Here is a 19,219-nt window from a genome sequence, read left to right as displayed (position 1 = left end):
TTGATGATCTTTTTAAAACTGGGAATGCTAATAAGCAATACGGTATCCAGAGGTGTACGAGTTGAATCAGATCCGATGCGATGAATCCCCAATGAAAGAACAGCTCAAACTACATATCCAAGAAATTTCTGATGCGCTGCATCATAGCTTACAAATCATAGATAATGAGAATCACTGCATGTTAAGCGATTTAGAGGCGATTCAAGAAAGGTTCAGGAGAGTTGAATCGATTGCCGCTTCCTTTTACATGCAATGTTATTTATCAGCTTTCTCTATCCAATATTCCGATCTGTCCATTGCCGTTGATCACATGTCGAAACGCCGCCATGGTGCATTGATTGTCATCCAACGCAACGATCCTATTGGGGAACATCTTCATAATGGCATTCCAGTAGGTGCCAAAGTATCGTATTCCTTGCTGGAATCGATCTTCTACCCTGGGAATCCCTTGCATGATGGCGCTGTGTTCATTAGTTACGATCAAATCGTTTCAGCAGCGAATGTCCTTCCCCTATCAGCCACGATTGTAGAAAATAAAAAGTTAGGTACGCGGCATCGGGCGGCTATTGGGATTACGGAACGAACAGATGCTTTGGCTCTGGTTGTATCAGAAGAAACCGGTCAAACTTCATTTGCTTACAAGGGCCAACTGCATCCGATCATCATGTCGGATATTATTGTATAGATCTCATAGGATAATAGACCTAAAAAGGCTGCCGAGAATTGAATTCTCGGCAGCCTTTTTTCACAGCTCTGATACGTATTATATCAACGATTTACATACAAATTTAAATTAGCTATAAAAAATTCGACGTGTTTCGCCGAAATTAAACATAGGATAAATTATCCTGTAAATTAAAGGGAAAACATGACCCCTTACAACAAAAAGAGAAACTTCGGAGGCTAGCAGAATGAAACTCACGCTGTACAAGAAACTTCTTTTTAGCTTTGTCATTGTTTTAGTGCTTCTCACGGCAATTAGTATCACGTCTCAAATGCGGATGAAATCGATGGGTGACACCGCCAAACTAACGACGGATAAAGGACTTCCTTCCGTTATCTTACTGGGCAATTTGAACTATGATTTAAAAAGCCTAGACGATCAAATCCTGCGTATTCAATTTAACATGGAGGATAAGACGAAGCAAAACTTAAGTGGAACGGGCATGTTAGAGGAAGAGGCCACGACGTCTCCAGCAGAGAGAGCTCAAACTTTATTTAATGATATCCAAAAGAAAATCAATCAGCTGGATGGGACTTTCCAGGATGAGAAAGATATTCAGATGCTCAAAGTGTTTAAAGAGCAGTGGACGCAGTATGCTACTGTTTTTCCTTCAACGCTGGAAGCTGCGCAAAAACACGGTGCTGAAGGTCTGGCGCTTATCCAGGTATCGGATAGTAATTTGGGAAGCTGCTCGTTGCTGATTGAAATGTTCACCAAACGCATTCAGGAAAATGCGGAAGGATGGGCCGCAGAAGTGGAGCATTCCTATCAGGATGGCATTAAGTGGAATACGATTCTTAGTATCTTTGCAATCGTATTAGGATTAGTTATCTCGTTCCTGATTGCTCGTCACGTCTCCAAACCGATTACGACGATGAGTGCAGCGGCAAGACGCATATCGGATGGGGATCTTTCTGGGAGCTATATAGCATTGAAGCAGAAGGATGAAATCGGTGATCTCAGTGCTTCGTTTGCACAAATGACGGAGCATATGAGAAGTATGATCGAAACGGTGAATGGGCATGCGCAAAGCGTCGCTTCTTCGGCGGAACAACTTCGCATCAGCTCTATTGATATGCAGGAAGTATCCAATCATATCACGCAGACGGTAAAAGACGTGGCTACAGGGGCGGATCAACAGACGCTTACGATGGAAGAAACTTCGCGCTCCATGGAAGAAGTGGGCAGCGGGATATACCGGATGGCTGAAAGTGCTTCAACAATTGCGGAGTCGATCGAGTGGACCAAACAGCAGGCAGAAGCGGGTGGCACCTATGTACAGAACACTGTACAGCAGATGGAATCCATTCATGACTCTGTTCATCAGACAGATCAAGTAATGTCTATGTTGGAGAAAAAATCGCAAGAGATCGGGCATATTCTACAAGCTATTCAAGATATTGCACAGCAAACGAATCTGCTGGCTCTTAATGCAGCGATTGAAGCAGCTAGAGCAGGTGAGCAGGGACGCGGCTTTGCCGTCGTAGCTTCTGAAGTACGCAAGCTAGCTGAACAATCTGGGCAATTTTCGGGTGAAATTTCCGCTTTGTTGAGTGAAATTCAAGCAACTGTACATGACTCGGGCGATGCGCTCAGCCAAGTCAAAAATGAAGTTCAAACGGGCATTGAGCTCGTGCAAAAAACCGAGCAAAACTTTGGTGAAATTTTGCAGTCCACTACACTAGTGGCATCACAAATCCAGGAAATGGCCGCAACTTCCGAACAGATGTCGGCTGGCGCGCAAGAGATTACGGCATCTGTGCAACAGGTTGCTTCCATCGCCAAGAAAACGGCGGACTCTTCCCAGGACGTGTCATCCTCCGCTGTGAATCAGCTTGAGACAACAGGTGAAGTGAGAGTCGCAGCACAATCCTTATCGGAGATGGCTGAAGAACTGCAGCAGATCCTGGCTCGATTCCGTATTGCTTAGTCCAATACACATGGAAACCCCACAAACCCTTGCGGTTTGTGGGGTTTTATTCGGAAGGACGCCTAGTGCGTTTTTTTGCGTAGATAAGAAAGTATAAGTTTTTTACATTTGCTTCGCTCTACCTTGACTAATGCGCTCGTCCTAAAGGACGACGAAGTCGTTTATCCTTGTATCTCTGTAATAAATTATTCAACCTTCGGTAAATATGACGTACTGTTGTCAGCTTTACTATGCTATGCTAGATAAGTTCATGGTAGTTGATACGGAGACGGAGGACCTTTCAGAGATGGCAGACGCATTAAAAGATATGTACAATCAAGCATTTCTCCAGGAATTCGCAAAAAAAGTTCATAGCGCTTACCAATCTTTCGACGAGGATTCGTTCGTGGAGAAGGTTATGAATGATGACTGGGCCGATTTAGCGTTGAAACAAAGGATGAGGAAAATTACGCTAACGCTCGGCGAGCATCTGCCGCCTTCTTATAGCGAGGCGTTGGCCATTTTATATGCAATTGAAGATACTTGTATTGGTTTTCCTTATTTGTTCTTTCCTGATTTTGTGGAAGTATACGGTCAGGGCAGCGAGCATTGGGAGATGTCCATACAAGCACTGGAAAGATTCACATCAAAATCTTCCGCTGAGTTTGCTGTTCGGCCATTTATTTTGCATGATCCCGAACGAATGATGGGGCAGATGTCCATTTGGGCCGATCATCCGAATGAGCATGTACGCAGGCTCTCTAGCGAAGGATGCCGTCCGCGTCTTCCATGGGGGCAAGCGTTGGCGGTGTTTAAGCAGGACCCTGCGCCGGTACTGGCCATTTTGGAGAAGCTGAAGGCCGATCCGTCACTTTATGTCCGCAAAAGTGTCGCTAATAATCTGAACGATATTGCCAAGGATCATCCAGCGATCGTTCTGGAGACAGCCGCGCGTTGGAAGGGGGCCAATCCGGATACGGATTGGATCGTGAGACACGGCTGCAGGACGCTGATTCGCCAAGCGACTCCGGAGGTGCTTGCCCTGTTTGGGTATGCGGTATCGCGGGATAACGATCCAATTGCGGATCATGCGGTACTTATAGCCGAGCCGTACGAACTGATGATTGGCGAGAACTGTGAACTTCGGTACGAAGTTCATGTTCGGCAGGGTGACCCTGTGCATCTGCGTATCGAATACGGGATTGATTTTGTGAAAGCAGGAGGAAAACATTCCCGGAAGTTGTTTCTGCTCTCTGATAAAACCGTACCAGGAGGCTCACGACTATCCGCTGCTAGAACCCATCGATGGGCGGACCTGACGACCCGCCGGCATTACCCTGGCGAGCATCGAATTGTTTTACTCGTGAACGGAAAGGAAGTCGCAGAGACCTCTTTAAATTTAACGACTGGAAACTAGGGAGCTGATTCCATGAGTCCTATTAACGTCCAGAAAGTAGAGAATCTGGATACTAATTTATTGCTGCCTTTGGCAGAAAAGAGTGAAAGTGAAGGCTTTCGTCACCTAGGCCGATTGATCTGCGGGTATGCGGATGGGAGCAATCAGTTTGATCAAGTTGGCGAAGCTCTTTTCATTGCCAAGCTGGACAACGATGTTGTAGGGGTCTGCGGACTGAACCGGGATCCCTACGCCGATGGGGTAGATGTCGGACGAGTTCGACGGCTTTATGTTCGGCCAAGCGCACGCAGACTAGGAATTGGGCGAATGTTAATGGCATCTGTTATTGCGGAAGCGAGAAAAAGTTATCACCTGCTTGTGCTTAAAACGGATAACCCTCAGGCTGATATTTTTTATCGCTCAATCGGTTTTTCCTTTAACACGGATTCGAATAATCATACGCACTTCCTTGTGTTGAATGTAACTAACGAATATTGAATGGACTGGAGATTAGGAATGAATTCTTCTTTGTTTCGAAATCGTGCGTTTATCATTTTGATGATTGGTGAAGCCATCCAAGGCGGAGGCATCTGGACCAGCATTATTGCCAATTTGCAATTCATGCAAAGCCATGTTCCGTCTGATTTAGGCAAAAGTTTAATCCTGATGTGCGGGTTATTTCTTGGTGTGCTTATTTCACCGCAAGCCGGTGTGTGGGCCGACCGTTATGATAAGAAAAAAATCCTGCTCATATCAGGGTTCTTTCGTTGTCTTGCTCCGATTTGTATGTTCGCTGCTTTGTATTACCAATCTGTTGCAATCATGTTATTGTCTGTGGTTATTATGCAGTTAGCCGCGACAGTCTATATGCCTACTGTGCAAGCTGCACTGCCGGCAGTCGTTTCAGCATCCGATCTGCTGAAGGCGAATACCGTAAATTTCAACGTGACTACTATTGCAAGGATTGGCGGTACCGCTGTCGCAGGCATTTTGGTCGCCGTCATGAATTTATACACGGTGTATGCATTATCGCTTGTATTTTACGTGATTCTTGTCTTCCTCATTACTCAGTTGAAGATTACAAATATTACCGATTCTACACTAGTTAAAAAGAAGGAGAAAATCCGTTTCTCCGAGCTGTTTCCGTTCATTCGGCAAGAGCCGGCTGTCCTCATAGCGCTTATTAATAGCGGCATTATCACTTTGTTCTTGGGTGGTTTCAATTTGCTTGTACTTAAATTTAGCCAAGTCCAACATAAACCGGAACTGATGGGATGGATCTATTCCATTGAAGGAATGAGCATCTTAATCGTAGGTTTATTTGCCAAACGGGTGATCGGCAAGCGAAATCTGGTAACCAGTTCTACGCTATTTATGTTACTATTTGCGATTTCATTTACTGGCATGTCCTTTAGCGAGAACACCTCTGCCGTACTAGGTTCTTTTGTTTTATTCGGCTGTGCCGTCGCTTTTTTCTTTCCGATGGTTTCGACCCTTTTCCAAATCAAAGTCCCGCAAGACGTACAAGGCCGTTTTTTCTCATTTCGAGGAATGCTTGACCGCGTCATGTTCCAGGTTGCGCTGCTTGCGACGGGGGCATGTCTGGATTGGTTCGGGATCTCAACCTATTTATTAACATTGGCCGTCCTTACCATTGCAAGTGGTATCTTGACCTTGATCTTGGCCAAACAAAAGTCTGTGGATGTGCGGCAGCCCGCCATTCGAGAAACGGTTAAAGGTTAAGTGAAATTGCGGCTGCACCCAATATTAGAGAGTTGTACGAAATGAAGCAATTATAGTATATTTTAGTCATCATCAAAAGGTCATTGTACCTTTCGGGGCTAGGGGGGTACATCTTGAAGTCGGAAATATTCATTCAGATACTTAGAAATGAGCTAGTTGTTGCGCTTGGGTGTACAGAGCCAGTTGCGATAGCGTTAGCAGCAGCCAAGGCAAGGACTTATGTTAACGGTAAAATAGACAAAATTACGGTGCACGCTAGCGCAGGCATCATTAAGAACGCATTAGCCGTCGGCATACCCGGCACAGGTCAGACAGGGATCGACTTTGTAGCTGCGCTAGGGGCGATTGCCGGCAATGCGGAGAAACAATTGGAAGTACTTGCGGATATTGACCCAGCGTCTATTTCCGAGGCTCGGACAATGGTGGATGAGGGGATTTCTGTGGTCCATCTCGCTGATACACCAACCAAACTATACATTGAAGTCATGATTGAAGCTGAGCAAAGGTACGCAAAGGTTGTCATTACAGATAACCATACGAATATTACGTTGATAGAAGTCGATGGGAAGATCGTGGATACCGGAGGCTGTGCAAACGCGAGCTTTAAGAGCTCTAAGGAGGACCGGAACTCACTAACGATCGATTCAATTGTTGACTTCGTGAATGCCGTTGATCTTGGAGAGCTCAGTTTGGTCAAACAAAGTATAGAACTGAATCGCAAGGCAGGGTTAGACGGCCTAACACATTCATACGGACTTGAGGTCGGGAAGACGATAAAAGAAAACGTGCAGCGCGGAATTTTATCCGATGATCTCATTTCCCATGCGATGGCGCTCGCAGCAGCAGGTTCGGATGCCCGTATGGCCGGCTCCACGATGCCTGTCATGGCGAATTCAGGAAGCGGCAATCAAGGGATTGCCGCGACGAATCCTGTCATCGCGGCAGCAGAGAGGCTCGGCGCCTCCGAGGAGCAACTCATTCGCGCGGTTGCTCTAAGCCATTTGGTCACGATTCATATCAAATCGAAGTTTGGGCGATTATCGGCGTTATGCGGAGTGACCGTATCGGGTACAGGCGCCAGCTGCGGGATTACCTATTTGCTGGGCGGAGGGAAACCCGAGATCCGGGCTGCAATCCAGAACATGCTTGGCAATGTGACCGGGATGATGTGCGATGGGGCCAAAGGCGGATGCGCCATGAAAGTTGCGACTTGTACAAGCGCTGCGGTACAATCTGCGCTTCTGGCGTCAAAAGGGAAGTCCATCTCCTCAACGAATGGATTCATTGAAAATGACGCCGAGAAAACTATCGAGAACTTCTGTCGGATCGGGAATGAGGCAACGTCCGAGATGGATAAACTTGTTCTCGAAATGATGTTAAATAAGGAATTATAAGCGATTAGCAGCCGTTATTTCATCTGTTTAGAACGGCAAGGACTTGGGGATTAAGCCTCAAGTCCTTTTTTTGCGACCTTTACCGGGATGATCTCCCGAAGTGTATAGGTACAGCTAGAAGCTGGTCTTTATCCGTAGAGCGTGTATGGCGACAACTTGAGTCGGATCAACACCCCTAAATTTGTAAGGCTGTATGTTGTTTCCACATACAGCGCGTAAAAGGAAGAGGAGGTTATCTTGAAACATGAAGAAAAAAGTACAAGCTCTAATTTGCATTTGTTCCTTAGGTATCATGGGGATGGCGGTTCCGGTTAGTGCACAATCATTATCCCAAGGCACGCAAAGTGACCAAGTATTGGATCTGCAAGAGAGATTAAGTGCACTTGGCTACTTTCATGCTGGAATTACAGGTTACTATGGCAGCCAAACGAAGAGTGCTGTTAAGAAATTTCAAGCCAGCTACGGCTTGACGGTTGATGGTGAAGCCGACTCACTGACATTGTCGAAGTTGAAAAAATCGATTTCACCCAAACAGTCGGTGCTGGATGAGCTGGCACGAATCATTCATTCCGAAGCTCGCGGTGAATCCTTCTTGGGTCAAGTTGCCGTGGGAGCTGTCATTCTGAATCGTGTTCAATCCGAACAATTTCCAGATTCCATCACGGAAGTCATTCATCAACCTGGCCAATTTTCATCCGTTGATGATGGTCAATTTGCTCTCAAACCTAACGACACAGCTTACCGTGCGGCAGCAGCCGCTTTGAATGGGGTGGATCCAACAACAGGAGCTCTTTATTTTTATAATCCGGTCACTGCCAAAGCATCTTGGAGTAAAAGCAGAATCAAGAAGATTGCGATTGGTCATCACACGTTTACCATTTAGACCTTGAAAGGCTGCCTTGTGCAGTCTTTTTTCAGTATGAATAAAACGCTTACTTATATTGTGTTATACAGTGAAAGTAGATAAATAACATTTTGCTTGCAACTTATTAAAAATAAGTTATAATAGAAATTGTAACAAATAAAATTACAGAATGTGAGAGTGAAACCATGGCAACTGTACTTTATATTACGGCAAACCCTAACGATCACCAAGCTTCCTATAGCATGGCGGTGGGTAAAGAATTTATCGAAACATACCGTGAAGCAAATCCTGGTGACGAAGTTATCCATATTGATTTGTTCAAAACTAACATTCCTCAAATCGATGGCGATGTATTGAGCGGTTGGGGTAAACTTGGCTCTGGAACTGAATTCAGTGCACTAACGGCAGATGAGCAAGCTAAAATCGCGCGTCTTGGTGAAATCGTGGATCAATACATATCCGCTGACAAATACGTGTACGTTTCACCAATGTGGAACTTCTCTTTCCCTCCAGTTATGAAAGCTTACATCGATGCGATCTGTGCTGCTGGTAAAACGTTCAAATACACAGCTGAAGGTCCTGTTGGTTTGCTGAACAACAAAAAAGCACTTCACATCCAAGCTTCTGGCGGCGTATACTCCGAAGGTCCAGCAGTTGGGTTCGAAACTGGTCACAGCTACTTGAAAAAAATCATGATGTTCACTGGCGTACCTAGCTTCGAAGGTATCTTCGTTGAAGGTATGGCTGCTGCACCTGATAAAGCTGCAGAAATCAAAGCTAATGCAATCGTTAAAGCGAAAGAAGTTGCAAAGCAATTCTAAGATTTATACCTTATATCGAAACAGCGCATCTTTTCAGATGCGCTGTTTTTCTATTTTCAGTTGAGGGTTCTCACACCTTAAAGTTGCTGGAAATCATCGCGAAACTGATGATAATCGGAGACGCGGCATTCCAGTTTCAGACGGGTCCCGTCCGGTTCATAGTTCGTTGACTGAATATGGGCATGTTCATTGAAATAGGCGACCAATCGACCCTGCTCATAGGGGATTAATATTTCGCATGCCATGTAATTTTGGAAGATGCAATCGCGAATCAGCTGAGTGAGCTCTTCCATGCCGCTTTGCTGTCTGGCAGAAAGGTAGACGAGATCTTTTTCTACTCGAGGATAGGCATGCTCCGTCAAATCAGATTTGTTGTAGGCAAAAATCATGGGAATATGATCTGCGCCAAGCTCTTTCAACGTGTCATTGGTCACTTGAATATGTTTCTCGTAATCGGGATTAGAGATGTCTACGACTTGAATTAACAGATCAGCTTCTGAAACTTCCTCCAAAGTAGAGCGAAATGCTTTAATTAAATGGTGGGGAAGTTGGCTAACAAACCCTACCGTGTCCGTTAACAGAAATGTTTTGCGGTCGGGCAAGGTGATGCTGCGAACAGAAGTCTCCAGTGTGGCGAACAACATGTCTTTGGTAAAGACTTGTTTATGTTTCTTATCTGCTCGCGGATTGTACTGTTCGATCATCGCATTCATTAAACTTGATTTCCCGGCATTCGTATAGCCTACGACACAAATAACCGGCACCTCATTTTTACGCCGCTGCTTCCGTTGTGTTTGGCGCCGGCCAACGAGCTTCTCTAGCTCGGATTGTAAAGCTGCGATACGATCCTCGATTTTACGGCGGTCAAGTTCGAGCTTCGTTTCACCTGAACCCCGATTCTTCAAGCCGGCTCCGCCACCTTGGCGTCCTAAAGACTCACGCAATCCGACGAGTCTGGGAAGCATATAGTGGAGCTGCGCGACCTCAACTTGCAGCTGAGCTTCCCGTGTTTGAGCGCGCTCCCCGAAAATATCCAGAATCAAGATCGTTCTGTCAATGACTTTGCAGTCAAGGGAGGATTCCAGATTTCGAATCTGAGAAGGAGTTAATTCATCGTTACATATGACCACTGAGGCGTCCTTGTCGCTGATTAGTGCGGCTAACTCTTGAATTTTTCCCGTTCCGATGTAGTGGGAAGGATTCACACGCGTAACTTTCTGTGATAACTCGCCAACCACTTCAATATGACAGGCTTCAGCCAGGTTGCTTAATTCCTCCATCGAATAAGCAAAATCCGATCGGTTCCATAGATGGACACCGATTATAATCGCTTTCTCTTTCTGTTGTTCCATAGGTCATCATCCTTTCAATTTGGGAAATAAAAAGAAACAACACAAGCAGCAGGCTTGTGTTGTCAGTGGTTGAGAGGACGTTGACTATCAGAGTGAATACAAGAAAACAAACAACAGTTAGCCGAGAAGGATACTTCACCTTCCTACAACTGAGCTTCTTGATTCACAGATAGGTGCAACAAATCAGGGTTATAAATGGACAGACTTATCCTGAGTCCTCTGTACACAGACAGAATCTTGAGCGCTATTCAATTAGCGGCGCAAAGATCTAACTCGGATAAAATCTATCACACGTAACCCCTCCGTTCGTTTTCATTATTATCAGATTACCACAAGATCAACCAACTTAGCATTATGAAGGAATCATTATAGTTATTTTTTATTGGCGGACAATAAAAAGTAGTCGTTGTGACTCGCAGCGGGAATCACTCCTGCAGGATCTAGGAAAACATACGACTGGGAAAGCCTGCGTTTATATTAATAAAGTGGATGACATCCATCTAGATGTTTTAAGGTCGTTAATCAAGCAATCGATAAAGTTCCTGAAAGCGACTTATCCGGATTAATAGGGGGATGGAGCACGTTCTAGCGATGCTTCATCCCTTATTTATTGGAAACTCCCGGCCGAAATAAGACTTTTCCCCTGCTTTTTTGTCCTTCGCTCGGGTTTTCCACCCTGTCAATTTCCGATAAGCTTAGTCTTGTAAACAATCTAACTCAGAAAGGTTAGCTATAGAAGTCGGACTGGAGGGGATAGTAATGGATCTGGTGACCGCCAGAATCACAGACACAAAAGAAAAGCCGCTACACAAACAGATAAGGAGGATTTGGAAATATAAGCTGTTGTATGTTCTGTTAGTCCCAGCATTTTTATGGGTTCTTATTTTTGATTATCTTCCGCTTTACGGGGTTAGCATTGCTTTTATGGATTACAACGCCATACAGGGTTTTTCGGGCAGCCACTGGGCAGGTGTCAAATATTTTCAGATGTTATTTGAATCGGAGATGTTTCTGAACGCGTTCAAGAACACGCTGCTCATTAGCTTGTACAAAATGATAAGCGGTTTTTTATGCCCTATTTTGCTAGCGCTTGCATTAAATGAAGTTCGAGCTGCCTGGTTCAAAAAATCGCTCCAAACCGCTGTCTATTTGCCAAGGTTCGTTTCCTGGGTCGTTTATGGAGGGATTATCACCCTGCTCCTATCACCGGAAACTGGGGTTATTAATAAAATCATTGCGTTTTTCGGAGGCGATCCGGCTTATCTGCTTGTTGAACCCGCGTATTTTCGAACGATCCTGGTTATAACGGATGCCATGAAGGAAATGGGATGGGCGGCTATCATCTATATAGCGGCAATTGCCGGACTCAACCCGGAAGTGTATGAAGCGGCTATTATGGACGGTGCGACACGCTTTCAGCGTATTGTTCATGTTACCTTGCCAGGAATTACAGGAACAATCATCGTCATTTTCATCCTTAGAGTTGGATACATCATGAGCGCAGGGCTTGATCAAGTCATTAACTTATACAATCCGATGGTTTTTGAAGTCGGAGATATACTGGATACGTACATTTACCGTGTTGGAATTGAGCAGTTTAACCTTAGCCTTGCCGCTGCAGCAGACGTTATCAAAGGAGTAATTGGCCTTGTATTGATGGTTGCCGCCAATCAGATGGCCAAACGGTTCAATGATTCCGGTATTTTCTGATAAAAGGGGAAGAGTACCGATGAAGCAAACGAAAGGCGAGAACGTTTTTGTCGCCACGAATTATTTGATACTTACGATCATTACCTTCATCATTATCATCCCTTTCTGGTATGTGATATCCGTATCTGTGACGCCTTATCACATTTTCAGTGAAAAGGATGGTTTGATTTTATTCCCAACATCGTTCAGTTTGGAGTACTATGCGTATTTGCTGAAGGAAGGATCGCTAATTTTTGCGGCTTATGGCAATACGATCCGCAATACGGCAGGAGGCGTTCTGATTGCCTTGTTCCTTACGACCACAGCTGCTTACGCACTTGCGGAGAAGAAATTGCCCGGGCGCAGAATCCTTATGCTTTATTTCATCTTTACCATGTTGTTTAAAGGGGGAATGATTCCCACCTATATTACGATCAAACAGTTAGGATTGTTGAACACAAATTATGTGCTAATTTTGGTCATGGCTTATAGTGCTTTCAATATGATCATCATGAAATCTTTCTTTGAAGGTATCCCCGAAAGCTTGCGTGAATCCGCTTCCATGGACGGGGCATCCGAACTTCGAGTCCTATGGCAGATTGTTCTGCCGTTATCCAAGCCGGTTATCGCAACGATAGGGCTGCTCTATTTGGTGGTTTACTGGAACGATTTCTTCAATGCTATGTTGTATGTTACGGATTGGCACAAAGCGCCTGTACAGCTCGTATTACGTACCATTATTGCCAGTTCCAGTCTTCCGCCTGAGCTGCTTGAAGCAGCAGGGTCTACACCGCCGCCTACCATAGGCATCCAAATGGCTGCAATTGTGATTGTTGCGCTACCAATGATGCTGGTTTACCCTTTTATTCAAAAGCACTTTGAACAAGGGATGCTGATTGGTTCTGTAAAGGGGTAGTAATATACGATTAAGACAAGTCTAGGAGGTCATGTCAACATGTCAAATCAAGGTAAAGTTTGGTCGTACAGCGCAATTGCCGCCATATTGGCAGGGAGCGTGACGCTTGCAGGATGCAGCAAAGCTGTCGATCCGGTTGCTGCGACGTCTTCGCCCACTGGAATCACTGGTTCAGCGGTGCCAATAAGTGATGCGCCTTATGAACTGAAATGGCTAAAAGGGCAGGATATATCCAAACCTTATGACCCTTCGAAAGATCTCATCATGCACACTATAGAGAAGAAACTGAACATTAAAATCGTTCCGGAAATGGTCGATATTCAACAATATAAAACGAAGTTGAATCTGAAGATGTCAAGCGGAGACATTCCCGATGTGGTGCGGATTGATTTTGCCGATGATTTCCAAAAGTATGCCCAGCAGGGCGCTTTTTACGATCTTACGAATCTCATTAATGAAAAGGATACTCCGAATATTCTCAAGGAGGTACCCAAAGAAGTTTTCGAGCAGGCCAAAGTAAACGGCAAAATTTATGGCATTCCTTACCAAGGGGGGCCGGGAGCAGGATACCGCTGGAATCTAGTACTGCGTAAGGATTATTTGGAGAGTACGGGCACCCAGGTACCTAAAACACTAGATGAGTATAATGACCTGCTCAAAAAAATAAAGGCGGCTAAGCCTGATGTCATCCCGTTAGGCGGCTATACGGCGCAAATCGGCCAGCAGAAATATGCCAATAACTCTTTTGACCATATTTTTGGCGCTTTTGGTGTAACTCCAGGTTATTTTACTGAGAAGAACGGTACATTCAGCAATTATGATATCGATCCGAAAATGAAAGAAGCCCTGCTTTATTTGCAGAAAATGTATGCGGAAGGGCTCATCGATAAAGAATTCGCGACCATTAAAGAAGAGCAGCTGCGCGCGAAGCTGTTCAGTGGAAAACTATTTTCGTGGATGGGGTGGTGGTCAACACCCAACGATTACGACACCCAAGTGGAAACCAATGAGCTTAAGAAAAGCGGGAAGCTCGCTTCCGACGGGAAGTTGCCGGACCAGTCCTTTCAACCTCTTAAATATTTGACTTTGACGGACTCCATTGTCGGATCGGATGGTAAAGCCGTAGCGCCAGCTGGAGCGCCATTCGGACAAATGCACGCCATCAGTGCGAAAACGAAAGATCCTAAAAAGGTTCTGTCCTTCATCGAAAATTCCTTGTCACTGGAGAACCAAATGCTAACCGTATGGGGCATAGAAGGGGAAGACTACAAAATTGATAACGGCAAGATGAAGCTGGTTACCGATTTGCTTGATCCCAAGACACAACAAGATAAGAACGGAAATTTCCGTGGTGTTCAAAGCTATTTGTTCGCGCCAGGTTTGAAAGGCTGGCCTCGTTATTTGGAGTCGCTGCCGCTTAGACAATCGCAGGCTTTGGATATAGCCATCAACAACAAATTTCAAATTACGGATGCCTCCAACTATCTGGATTCACCTACGAAAATTGCGAAACTTGTGGAACTGAATACGATGCGGGATTCCGTCTTTACACAAATTATTATGGGTGCGGACGGGAAGAAGTTCGATGAATTTGTGGAAAAATGGAAATCACAAGGCGGCACACAAATCCTTAGTGAATTAGAAGCTTCTTTTAAGAAAAAATCAGGCAAGTAGCACGACAACCAACATGTGCAGGACGGTGCTGATCATTTGGTGTATGATTAAGCTATAGTCGGCCGCAGCTGAATGGCTGGAGCCCCTCTGGAGATATGAACAGCAGGGGCTTCTGCGTTAACACCGGTGAAAAAGGGTAGGTTGGTATGAATGGCTATTCGGATACGAAAACAAAGAGGCAGCTCAGGGTTATTGTCCAGGCTCAGCCTTCCGATATTTGCATTAATTGTCACATTCATAGCACTGTTTGCGGCAGCTGCCAGTTACATCCTTATCCGCGTGCAGAACGACCATTCCGTCAAGCTGGCGGAGCAATCCATGAAATTCGTTTATAGAAATATCGAATATCAATTTGATACGATGAATAATGTAGCGGCTTTTGTTTTAAGCAATCAATCCATTGAAAATTTGCTCATGAATACCTATCTACAGCCTTACGAAGCGGCAGACGATTACTACACCTTGCAGACGAATTTGCAAAATCTGTCTTTATTGTCTCTCCTTAATGATTTTGGCTCAGGAAATATCGCACAGCAATCATACGTCGTATCCGTTATATTGGAACCGGAGAGCGGGCTATATGCGATGGCTCCGGATCATTTTTATCCGACTACAGGGATTTATAAAAATAGCGATTTGCAAAATCAAGAATGGTTCCAAATTCTGAGCAGCGGGAAACAACAGAATGCTTGGTGGGGTCAAAAAACGGATCCAAACCTAGCCATGATTTATTCCGCAAGGAAAAAAGCAAGCCTCAAAGATGGCCGAAGCATCGGTACTGTGATTGTTGGTGCGGATACCCGCAGCATAAAAGGCGTGATCGATAATGCTCCTCTAGATCAGGGCTTTCATCTGCTGCTTGACGAAAACAATCGTGTCATTTACGGCGAGCGCCACGACTTTCTCACGAATGCCGGAGAACTGCCCTATGTTTCTCAATTAAAAGGAGCCGAAGGCACCCTCGAAACGAAAATAGATGGAGAAACCTACAGGATCATGTTCGAGACGCTGAAGAATGGATGGAAGCTTCTCGCGGTAGCTCCCAACAGTCATTTCAGCAGGTATACTTTCGCCATTTCGGTAATTGGCGCAGCCACCGCAGCAGCGGCTTTACTCATTGCGGGGATATGGCTCCGAAGAATCGTTGTGAGGGTCACTGTCCCTATCACGAAACTGGTAACAGCTATACAGCGCCCGGAAGTTGTGGAGTTCAAAGTGCCGCTTCCGTCACAAAGAACAGGGATTTATGAAGTTGACGAGCTGAACCAGAAGTTCACATCTATGCTCGTAACGATTCATCGACTGATCGAAAAGTCTTTTACCGAAGAAATAGAACGCCGTCAGCTTCAATTGGAGCTGTTGCATGCCCAAATCAATCCCCATTTCCTATACAACACTTTGGATTTAATTAACTGCAGGGCCATTATGACAGGAGATCGGGAGACAAGTCAGGTTGTACGTTCGCTTGCCAACGTATTTCGCTATGGCTTGAATCGGGGGCAAACCTTGATTTCCTTGGAAGATGAGATTAAGCAAGTTGAAGCTTATCTGCATATACAGCAAATGATGATCGACGATTTGACCTTTGATATCCATTTACCGAGTGAACTTCGGTCCGCATCTGTCGTTCATCTAATTTTGCAACCGCTAGCAGAAAACGCTATCATTCATGGATTTGCTGAACGCAAGACAGGCTGCCGAATTGTCATTTCTGCAAGAGTAGAGCAGGGAGAGCTTGCAATCAAAGTCGAAGATAATGGCCGTGGCTGTGATGCGGATAAGATGAATCGTATGCTTGGGCAGCATTTTGTACGAGACGAACAATTTTCACCCGAAGCAGGAACCGGGTACGGCACCATGAATGTACACAGGAGAATTCAATTGTTTGTCGGAGACGAATATGGTTTGCGGTATCTAAAAGCTGCGGAGGGTATGGGCACTTGCGTCGAAGTTGTTATGCCTTATCGTTCAGAACATGCTGTAGCCAGAAAGGATGCTTCGAATGTTTAAGCTGCTGATCGCGGAAGATGTGAAAATCGTGCGAGAGACTTTGGTTCGTGCGATTCATTGGGAGGCACTAGATATACAGCTACTAGGAGCTGTAGAGAATGGGCAAGAGGCGCTTGACTGGTTAGAACGCGAGAAGCCGGATCTTCTCTTGACAGATATCGGCATGCCCAAGATGAATGGATTGGAATTGATTGAGATTATCAAATGCCGTAACTCGGATATTCGCTGTATCATTTTATCAGGACTAAACGAATTTGAGCATGCCAGACAGGCCATTAAGCTGCAAGTGCTGGATTATGTGCTGAAACCAATCGATCCGGATGCCATTGCGAAAGTACTTGCAAATGCGGTTGACGTGCTGCGCAAGGAGAGGGAAGAACGTCTCGCGCTAAAGATCGCGGAGAAAGCAGCCAAGGAATCGCTTCCCAATTTGACTGAAACCATGCTTCATAGGGAATGGAGCGGGAATTTAAAAAAGAAGAAGCTGGTTGAACAGGCGATCCAGTATATGAAAGAAGGTTATATGCGCAAGGAGTTGTCACTATCGGATGTAGCGGATGCCGTAGGGTTAAGCGAAAAATATTTAAACCTGCTGGTTAAAGAAGTAACAGGGGATACAATGAACCATGCCATTATTCGTCTTCGTATGGAAGAGGCGGCAAGGCTTTTGAAGGATCCAGCCATTAAAATCTATGAAGTCTGCGACAGAATCGGGTATACAGATCAGGATCATTTCAGAGAGAGTTTTAAGAAACAGTATGGAGCCACGCCTTCTGAATATCGGAACAAATTTTTATAAAGGTGCCTAGTAGTTGCTTTCCCAAAAAATTGGGAGCAACCAGAAGGATTGTCAAAAGTAGAAGCCGCGATAGCGCCAAGAATCCCAATGAATCGCTTGGGTGAAATCGTCAGGCTTAATTGTATTGATTTTTAAAAATGAGTTTGTTATACTTTATTTAAATTTTCAGGAGTGGAGTTGAAGGCATAATGTAGGTTTTCTTGCTAACGGTAAAACATTAAAGCGATTTTTCGCATGTTTTATTTCGTATGCAAGAAAGTTACATTATCTTTCACTCAAACGATACAAGATATCCTTTTTTAACTCCGTCCAGGGGTTAATTAACTGTATTTATTTGAGCTACAAGAATGTAACTTTCTTGTAGCTTTTATTTTTTTTATACAGGAGGATCTATCTATGTCATTAATAAACGTTACAAACTTGACGTTCGCATACGAAGGAAGTTACGATAACATATTTGAAAACGTCAATTTCCAAATCGATACCGATTGGAAATTAGGCTTTACAGGAAGAAACGGAAGAGGGAAAACAACGTTTCTCAACCTGCTGCTGGGTAAACTTGAATACAGTGGATACATTTCAGCTAATGTAAGCTTCGAATATTTCCCGTTTCCCGTTGAGAACAAAAGCAATAATACGATAGATGTCATCAATGACATTTATCCCGACTATATTCATTGGCAGTTAATGCGCGAGCTTTCACTTTTAAAGGTTTCCGAGGATGTTTTGTACCGGCCATTTGACTCCTTATCCAACGGGGAGCAAACGAAAGTGCTGCTGGCTACGTTGTTCATCAAAGAGAACAGTTTTCTTTTAATCGATGAGCCGACCAACCATCTCGATATGAAAGCAAGAAAACTCGTTAGCGATTATCTCAAATCGAAAAGTGGAATTATCTTGGTTTCCCATGACAGATCCTTTCTCGATAACTGTGTAGATCACATTTTATCCATCAATAAGACCAACATTGAAATTCAAAAAGGTAATTTTTCAAGTTGGTGGGAAAATAAGTCGCGGCAAGATCACTTCGAACTGGCAGAGAACGAAAAACTTCGAAAAGACATCAAACGCTTGTCAGATTCCGCCAAAAGGACGGGGAACTGGTCGCACGAAGTGGAAAAAACAAAGAACGGAACAAGAAATTCCGGTTCCAAGGTAGATAAAGGTTATATTGGCCATAAAGCTGCAAAAATGATGAAACGATCTAAAGCCATTGAGCAAAGACAGCACTCGGCTATCCAAGAGAAGTCGAAACTCCTCAAAAATATCGAGAGCTCAGAAAGCTTAGAGATTTCGCAGCTTGCTTTTCACAAAAACCAGCTGGTTGAGCTTGATCATGTTTCCATTTATTACGGCGAGAAGACCGTATGCTCAGATCTAAGTTTCACGATTGATCAAGGTGAGCGTATTGCGCTTTCAGGTCAAAATGGCTCTGGAAAATCAAGTATCATCAAGTTAATTTGCGGTGAGGATATGAATTATACAGGCAATATTCGAAAGGACAGCCAGTTAAAAATATCCTACGTGTCGCAAGACACATCGCACCTTCATGGAAATCTATCTGACTATGCTGCCGAATGCGGGATTGATGAAAGTCTTTTTAAATCCATTCTAAGAAAGCTGGATTTTTCCAGAATTCAGTTTGACAAGGATATTTCATCGTATAGCGGCGGACAAAAGAAAAAAGTATTAATTGCAAAAAGTCTGAGTGAGCAAGTACATTTGCATATTTGGGATGAACCGCTTAATTTTATAGATGTCATTTCTCGGATGCAAATTGAAGACTTGCTGCTCGAATATTCACCGACGATTCTGTTCGTGGAGCATGACCGGGAATTTTGCCATAACGTTGCAACTAAAATTGTAGAGCTCTAGGTCTTAAGCTGCCGTGTATAGAAACGGCAGTTTTATTAGTTCTAATGCAGTT

16 protein-coding genes are annotated in these 19,219 nt (G+C 44.5%); 15 read left to right on the top strand and 1 reads right to left on the bottom strand.

What is annotated here, in order from left to right:
* Positions 1-61: 61 nt before the first annotated feature.
* From cdaS to AC3WTJ_RS05735, 8 genes are all read left to right on the top strand, one after another.
* Positions 62-685 carry a sporulation-specific diadenylate cyclase CdaS gene (gene cdaS, locus AC3WTJ_RS05770; protein WP_492521020.1) on the top strand — a complete coding sequence of 208 codons (624 nt, stop codon included), beginning with the start codon at positions 62-64 and terminating at the stop codon, positions 683-685.
* Positions 686-911: 226 nt separating this feature from the next.
* The gene (locus AC3WTJ_RS05765; protein ID WP_492521019.1) at positions 912-2,654 is read left to right on the top strand and encodes a methyl-accepting chemotaxis protein; all 1,743 of its coding nucleotides are present in this window, start codon (positions 912-914) and stop codon (positions 2,652-2,654) included.
* 286 nt (positions 2,655-2,940) lie between these two features.
* Positions 2,941-4,050, top strand: a complete 1,110-nt coding sequence (locus AC3WTJ_RS05760) for a DNA alkylation repair protein (protein ID WP_492521018.1) — start codon at positions 2,941-2,943, stop codon at positions 4,048-4,050.
* A 12-nt stretch (positions 4,051-4,062) separates the two neighbouring features.
* Entirely contained in the window at positions 4,063-4,527 is a 465-nt protein-coding gene (locus AC3WTJ_RS05755) for a GNAT family N-acetyltransferase (protein ID WP_492521017.1), read from the top strand.
* Positions 4,528-4,545: 18 nt separating this feature from the next.
* On the top strand, positions 4,546-5,772 hold the full coding sequence (locus tag AC3WTJ_RS05750; RefSeq protein ID WP_492521016.1) for an MFS transporter: 1,227 nt from the start codon (positions 4,546-4,548) through the stop codon (positions 5,770-5,772).
* 113 nt (positions 5,773-5,885) lie between these two features.
* Positions 5,886-7,166 (top strand): L-cysteine desulfidase family protein, encoded by a 1,281-nt coding sequence (locus tag AC3WTJ_RS05745; RefSeq protein WP_492521015.1) that lies wholly within the window; start codon positions 5,886-5,888, stop codon positions 7,164-7,166.
* Positions 7,167-7,410: 244 nt separating this feature from the next.
* Positions 7,411-8,049: a cell wall hydrolase gene (locus tag AC3WTJ_RS05740; protein WP_492521014.1), complete on the top strand. Its 639-nt coding sequence runs from the start codon at positions 7,411-7,413 to the stop codon at positions 8,047-8,049.
* 167 nt (positions 8,050-8,216) lie between these two features.
* Positions 8,217-8,852: an FMN-dependent NADH-azoreductase gene (locus tag AC3WTJ_RS05735; RefSeq protein ID WP_157326390.1), complete on the top strand. Its 636-nt coding sequence runs from the start codon at positions 8,217-8,219 to the stop codon at positions 8,850-8,852.
* A gap of 77 nt (positions 8,853-8,929) precedes the next feature.
* Here the strand turns inward: AC3WTJ_RS05735 and hflX are convergent, their stop codons facing one another.
* Entirely contained in the window at positions 8,930-10,204 is a 1,275-nt protein-coding gene (hflX, locus tag AC3WTJ_RS05730) for a GTPase HflX (RefSeq protein WP_492521013.1), read from the bottom strand.
* A 362-nt stretch (positions 10,205-10,566) separates the two neighbouring features.
* On the opposite strand from hflX, the gene AC3WTJ_RS05725 reads away from it, so the two are divergent.
* The 7 genes from AC3WTJ_RS05725 (at position 10,567) to AC3WTJ_RS05695 (ending at position 19,167) form a co-directional block, all read left to right on the top strand.
* A complete protein-coding gene (locus AC3WTJ_RS05725) occupies positions 10,567-10,770 on the top strand; it encodes a DUF1801 domain-containing protein (RefSeq protein ID WP_492521647.1) in 204 nt (67 codons plus the stop codon).
* A gap of 193 nt (positions 10,771-10,963) precedes the next feature.
* Entirely contained in the window at positions 10,964-11,914 is a 951-nt protein-coding gene (locus AC3WTJ_RS05720) for an ABC transporter permease (RefSeq protein ID WP_492521012.1), read from the top strand.
* A 19-nt stretch (positions 11,915-11,933) separates the two neighbouring features.
* Positions 11,934-12,809, top strand: a complete 876-nt coding sequence (locus AC3WTJ_RS05715; protein WP_492521011.1) for a carbohydrate ABC transporter permease — start codon at positions 11,934-11,936, stop codon at positions 12,807-12,809.
* A gap of 39 nt (positions 12,810-12,848) precedes the next feature.
* Positions 12,849-14,483 carry an extracellular solute-binding protein gene (locus AC3WTJ_RS05710; protein ID WP_492521010.1) on the top strand — a complete coding sequence of 545 codons (1,635 nt, stop codon included), beginning with the start codon at positions 12,849-12,851 and terminating at the stop codon, positions 14,481-14,483.
* A 150-nt stretch (positions 14,484-14,633) separates the two neighbouring features.
* Positions 14,634-16,493, top strand: coding sequence for a cache domain-containing sensor histidine kinase (locus tag AC3WTJ_RS05705; protein ID WP_492521009.1), 1,860 nt, complete (start codon positions 14,634-14,636; stop codon positions 16,491-16,493).
* Positions 16,486-17,292, top strand: a complete 807-nt coding sequence (locus tag AC3WTJ_RS05700; RefSeq protein WP_492521008.1) for a response regulator transcription factor — start codon at positions 16,486-16,488, stop codon at positions 17,290-17,292. Before AC3WTJ_RS05705 ends, AC3WTJ_RS05700 begins: the two co-directional genes overlap by 8 nt.
* A gap of 396 nt (positions 17,293-17,688) precedes the next feature.
* Positions 17,689-19,167 carry an Lsa family ABC-F type ribosomal protection protein gene (locus tag AC3WTJ_RS05695; protein WP_492521007.1) on the top strand — a complete coding sequence of 493 codons (1,479 nt, stop codon included), beginning with the start codon at positions 17,689-17,691 and terminating at the stop codon, positions 19,165-19,167.
* Positions 19,168-19,219: the final 52 nt, after the last annotated feature.

This window comes from Paenibacillus sp. FW101-FHT12H11, from assembly GCF_058790355.1.
This window is presented reverse-complemented; position numbering and strand designations above follow the sequence as displayed.

Coding starts and splice junctions, on each gene's coding strand:
- AC3WTJ_RS05765 (WP_492521019.1), top strand. CDS start 912: ATGAAACTCACGCTGTACAAGAAACTTCTTTTTAGCTTTGTCATTGTT.
- AC3WTJ_RS05760 (WP_492521018.1), top strand. CDS start 2,941: ATGGCAGACGCATTAAAAGATATGTACAATCAAGCATTTCTCCAGGAA.
- AC3WTJ_RS05755 (WP_492521017.1), top strand. CDS start 4,063: ATGAGTCCTATTAACGTCCAGAAAGTAGAGAATCTGGATACTAATTTA.
- AC3WTJ_RS05750 (WP_492521016.1), top strand. CDS start 4,546: ATGAATTCTTCTTTGTTTCGAAATCGTGCGTTTATCATTTTGATGATT.
- AC3WTJ_RS05740 (WP_492521014.1), top strand. CDS start 7,411: ATGAAGAAAAAAGTACAAGCTCTAATTTGCATTTGTTCCTTAGGTATC.
- AC3WTJ_RS05735 (WP_157326390.1), top strand. CDS start 8,217: ATGGCAACTGTACTTTATATTACGGCAAACCCTAACGATCACCAAGCT.
- hflX (WP_492521013.1), bottom strand. CDS start 10,204: ATGGAACAACAGAAAGAGAAAGCGATTATAATCGGTGTCCATCTATGG.
- AC3WTJ_RS05720 (WP_492521012.1), top strand. CDS start 10,964: ATGGATCTGGTGACCGCCAGAATCACAGACACAAAAGAAAAGCCGCTA.
- AC3WTJ_RS05715 (WP_492521011.1), top strand. CDS start 11,934: ATGAAGCAAACGAAAGGCGAGAACGTTTTTGTCGCCACGAATTATTTG.
- AC3WTJ_RS05710 (WP_492521010.1), top strand. CDS start 12,849: ATGTCAAATCAAGGTAAAGTTTGGTCGTACAGCGCAATTGCCGCCATA.
- AC3WTJ_RS05705 (WP_492521009.1), top strand. CDS start 14,634: ATGGCTATTCGGATACGAAAACAAAGAGGCAGCTCAGGGTTATTGTCC.
- AC3WTJ_RS05700 (WP_492521008.1), top strand. CDS start 16,486: ATGTTTAAGCTGCTGATCGCGGAAGATGTGAAAATCGTGCGAGAGACT.
- AC3WTJ_RS05695 (WP_492521007.1), top strand. CDS start 17,689: ATGTCATTAATAAACGTTACAAACTTGACGTTCGCATACGAAGGAAGT.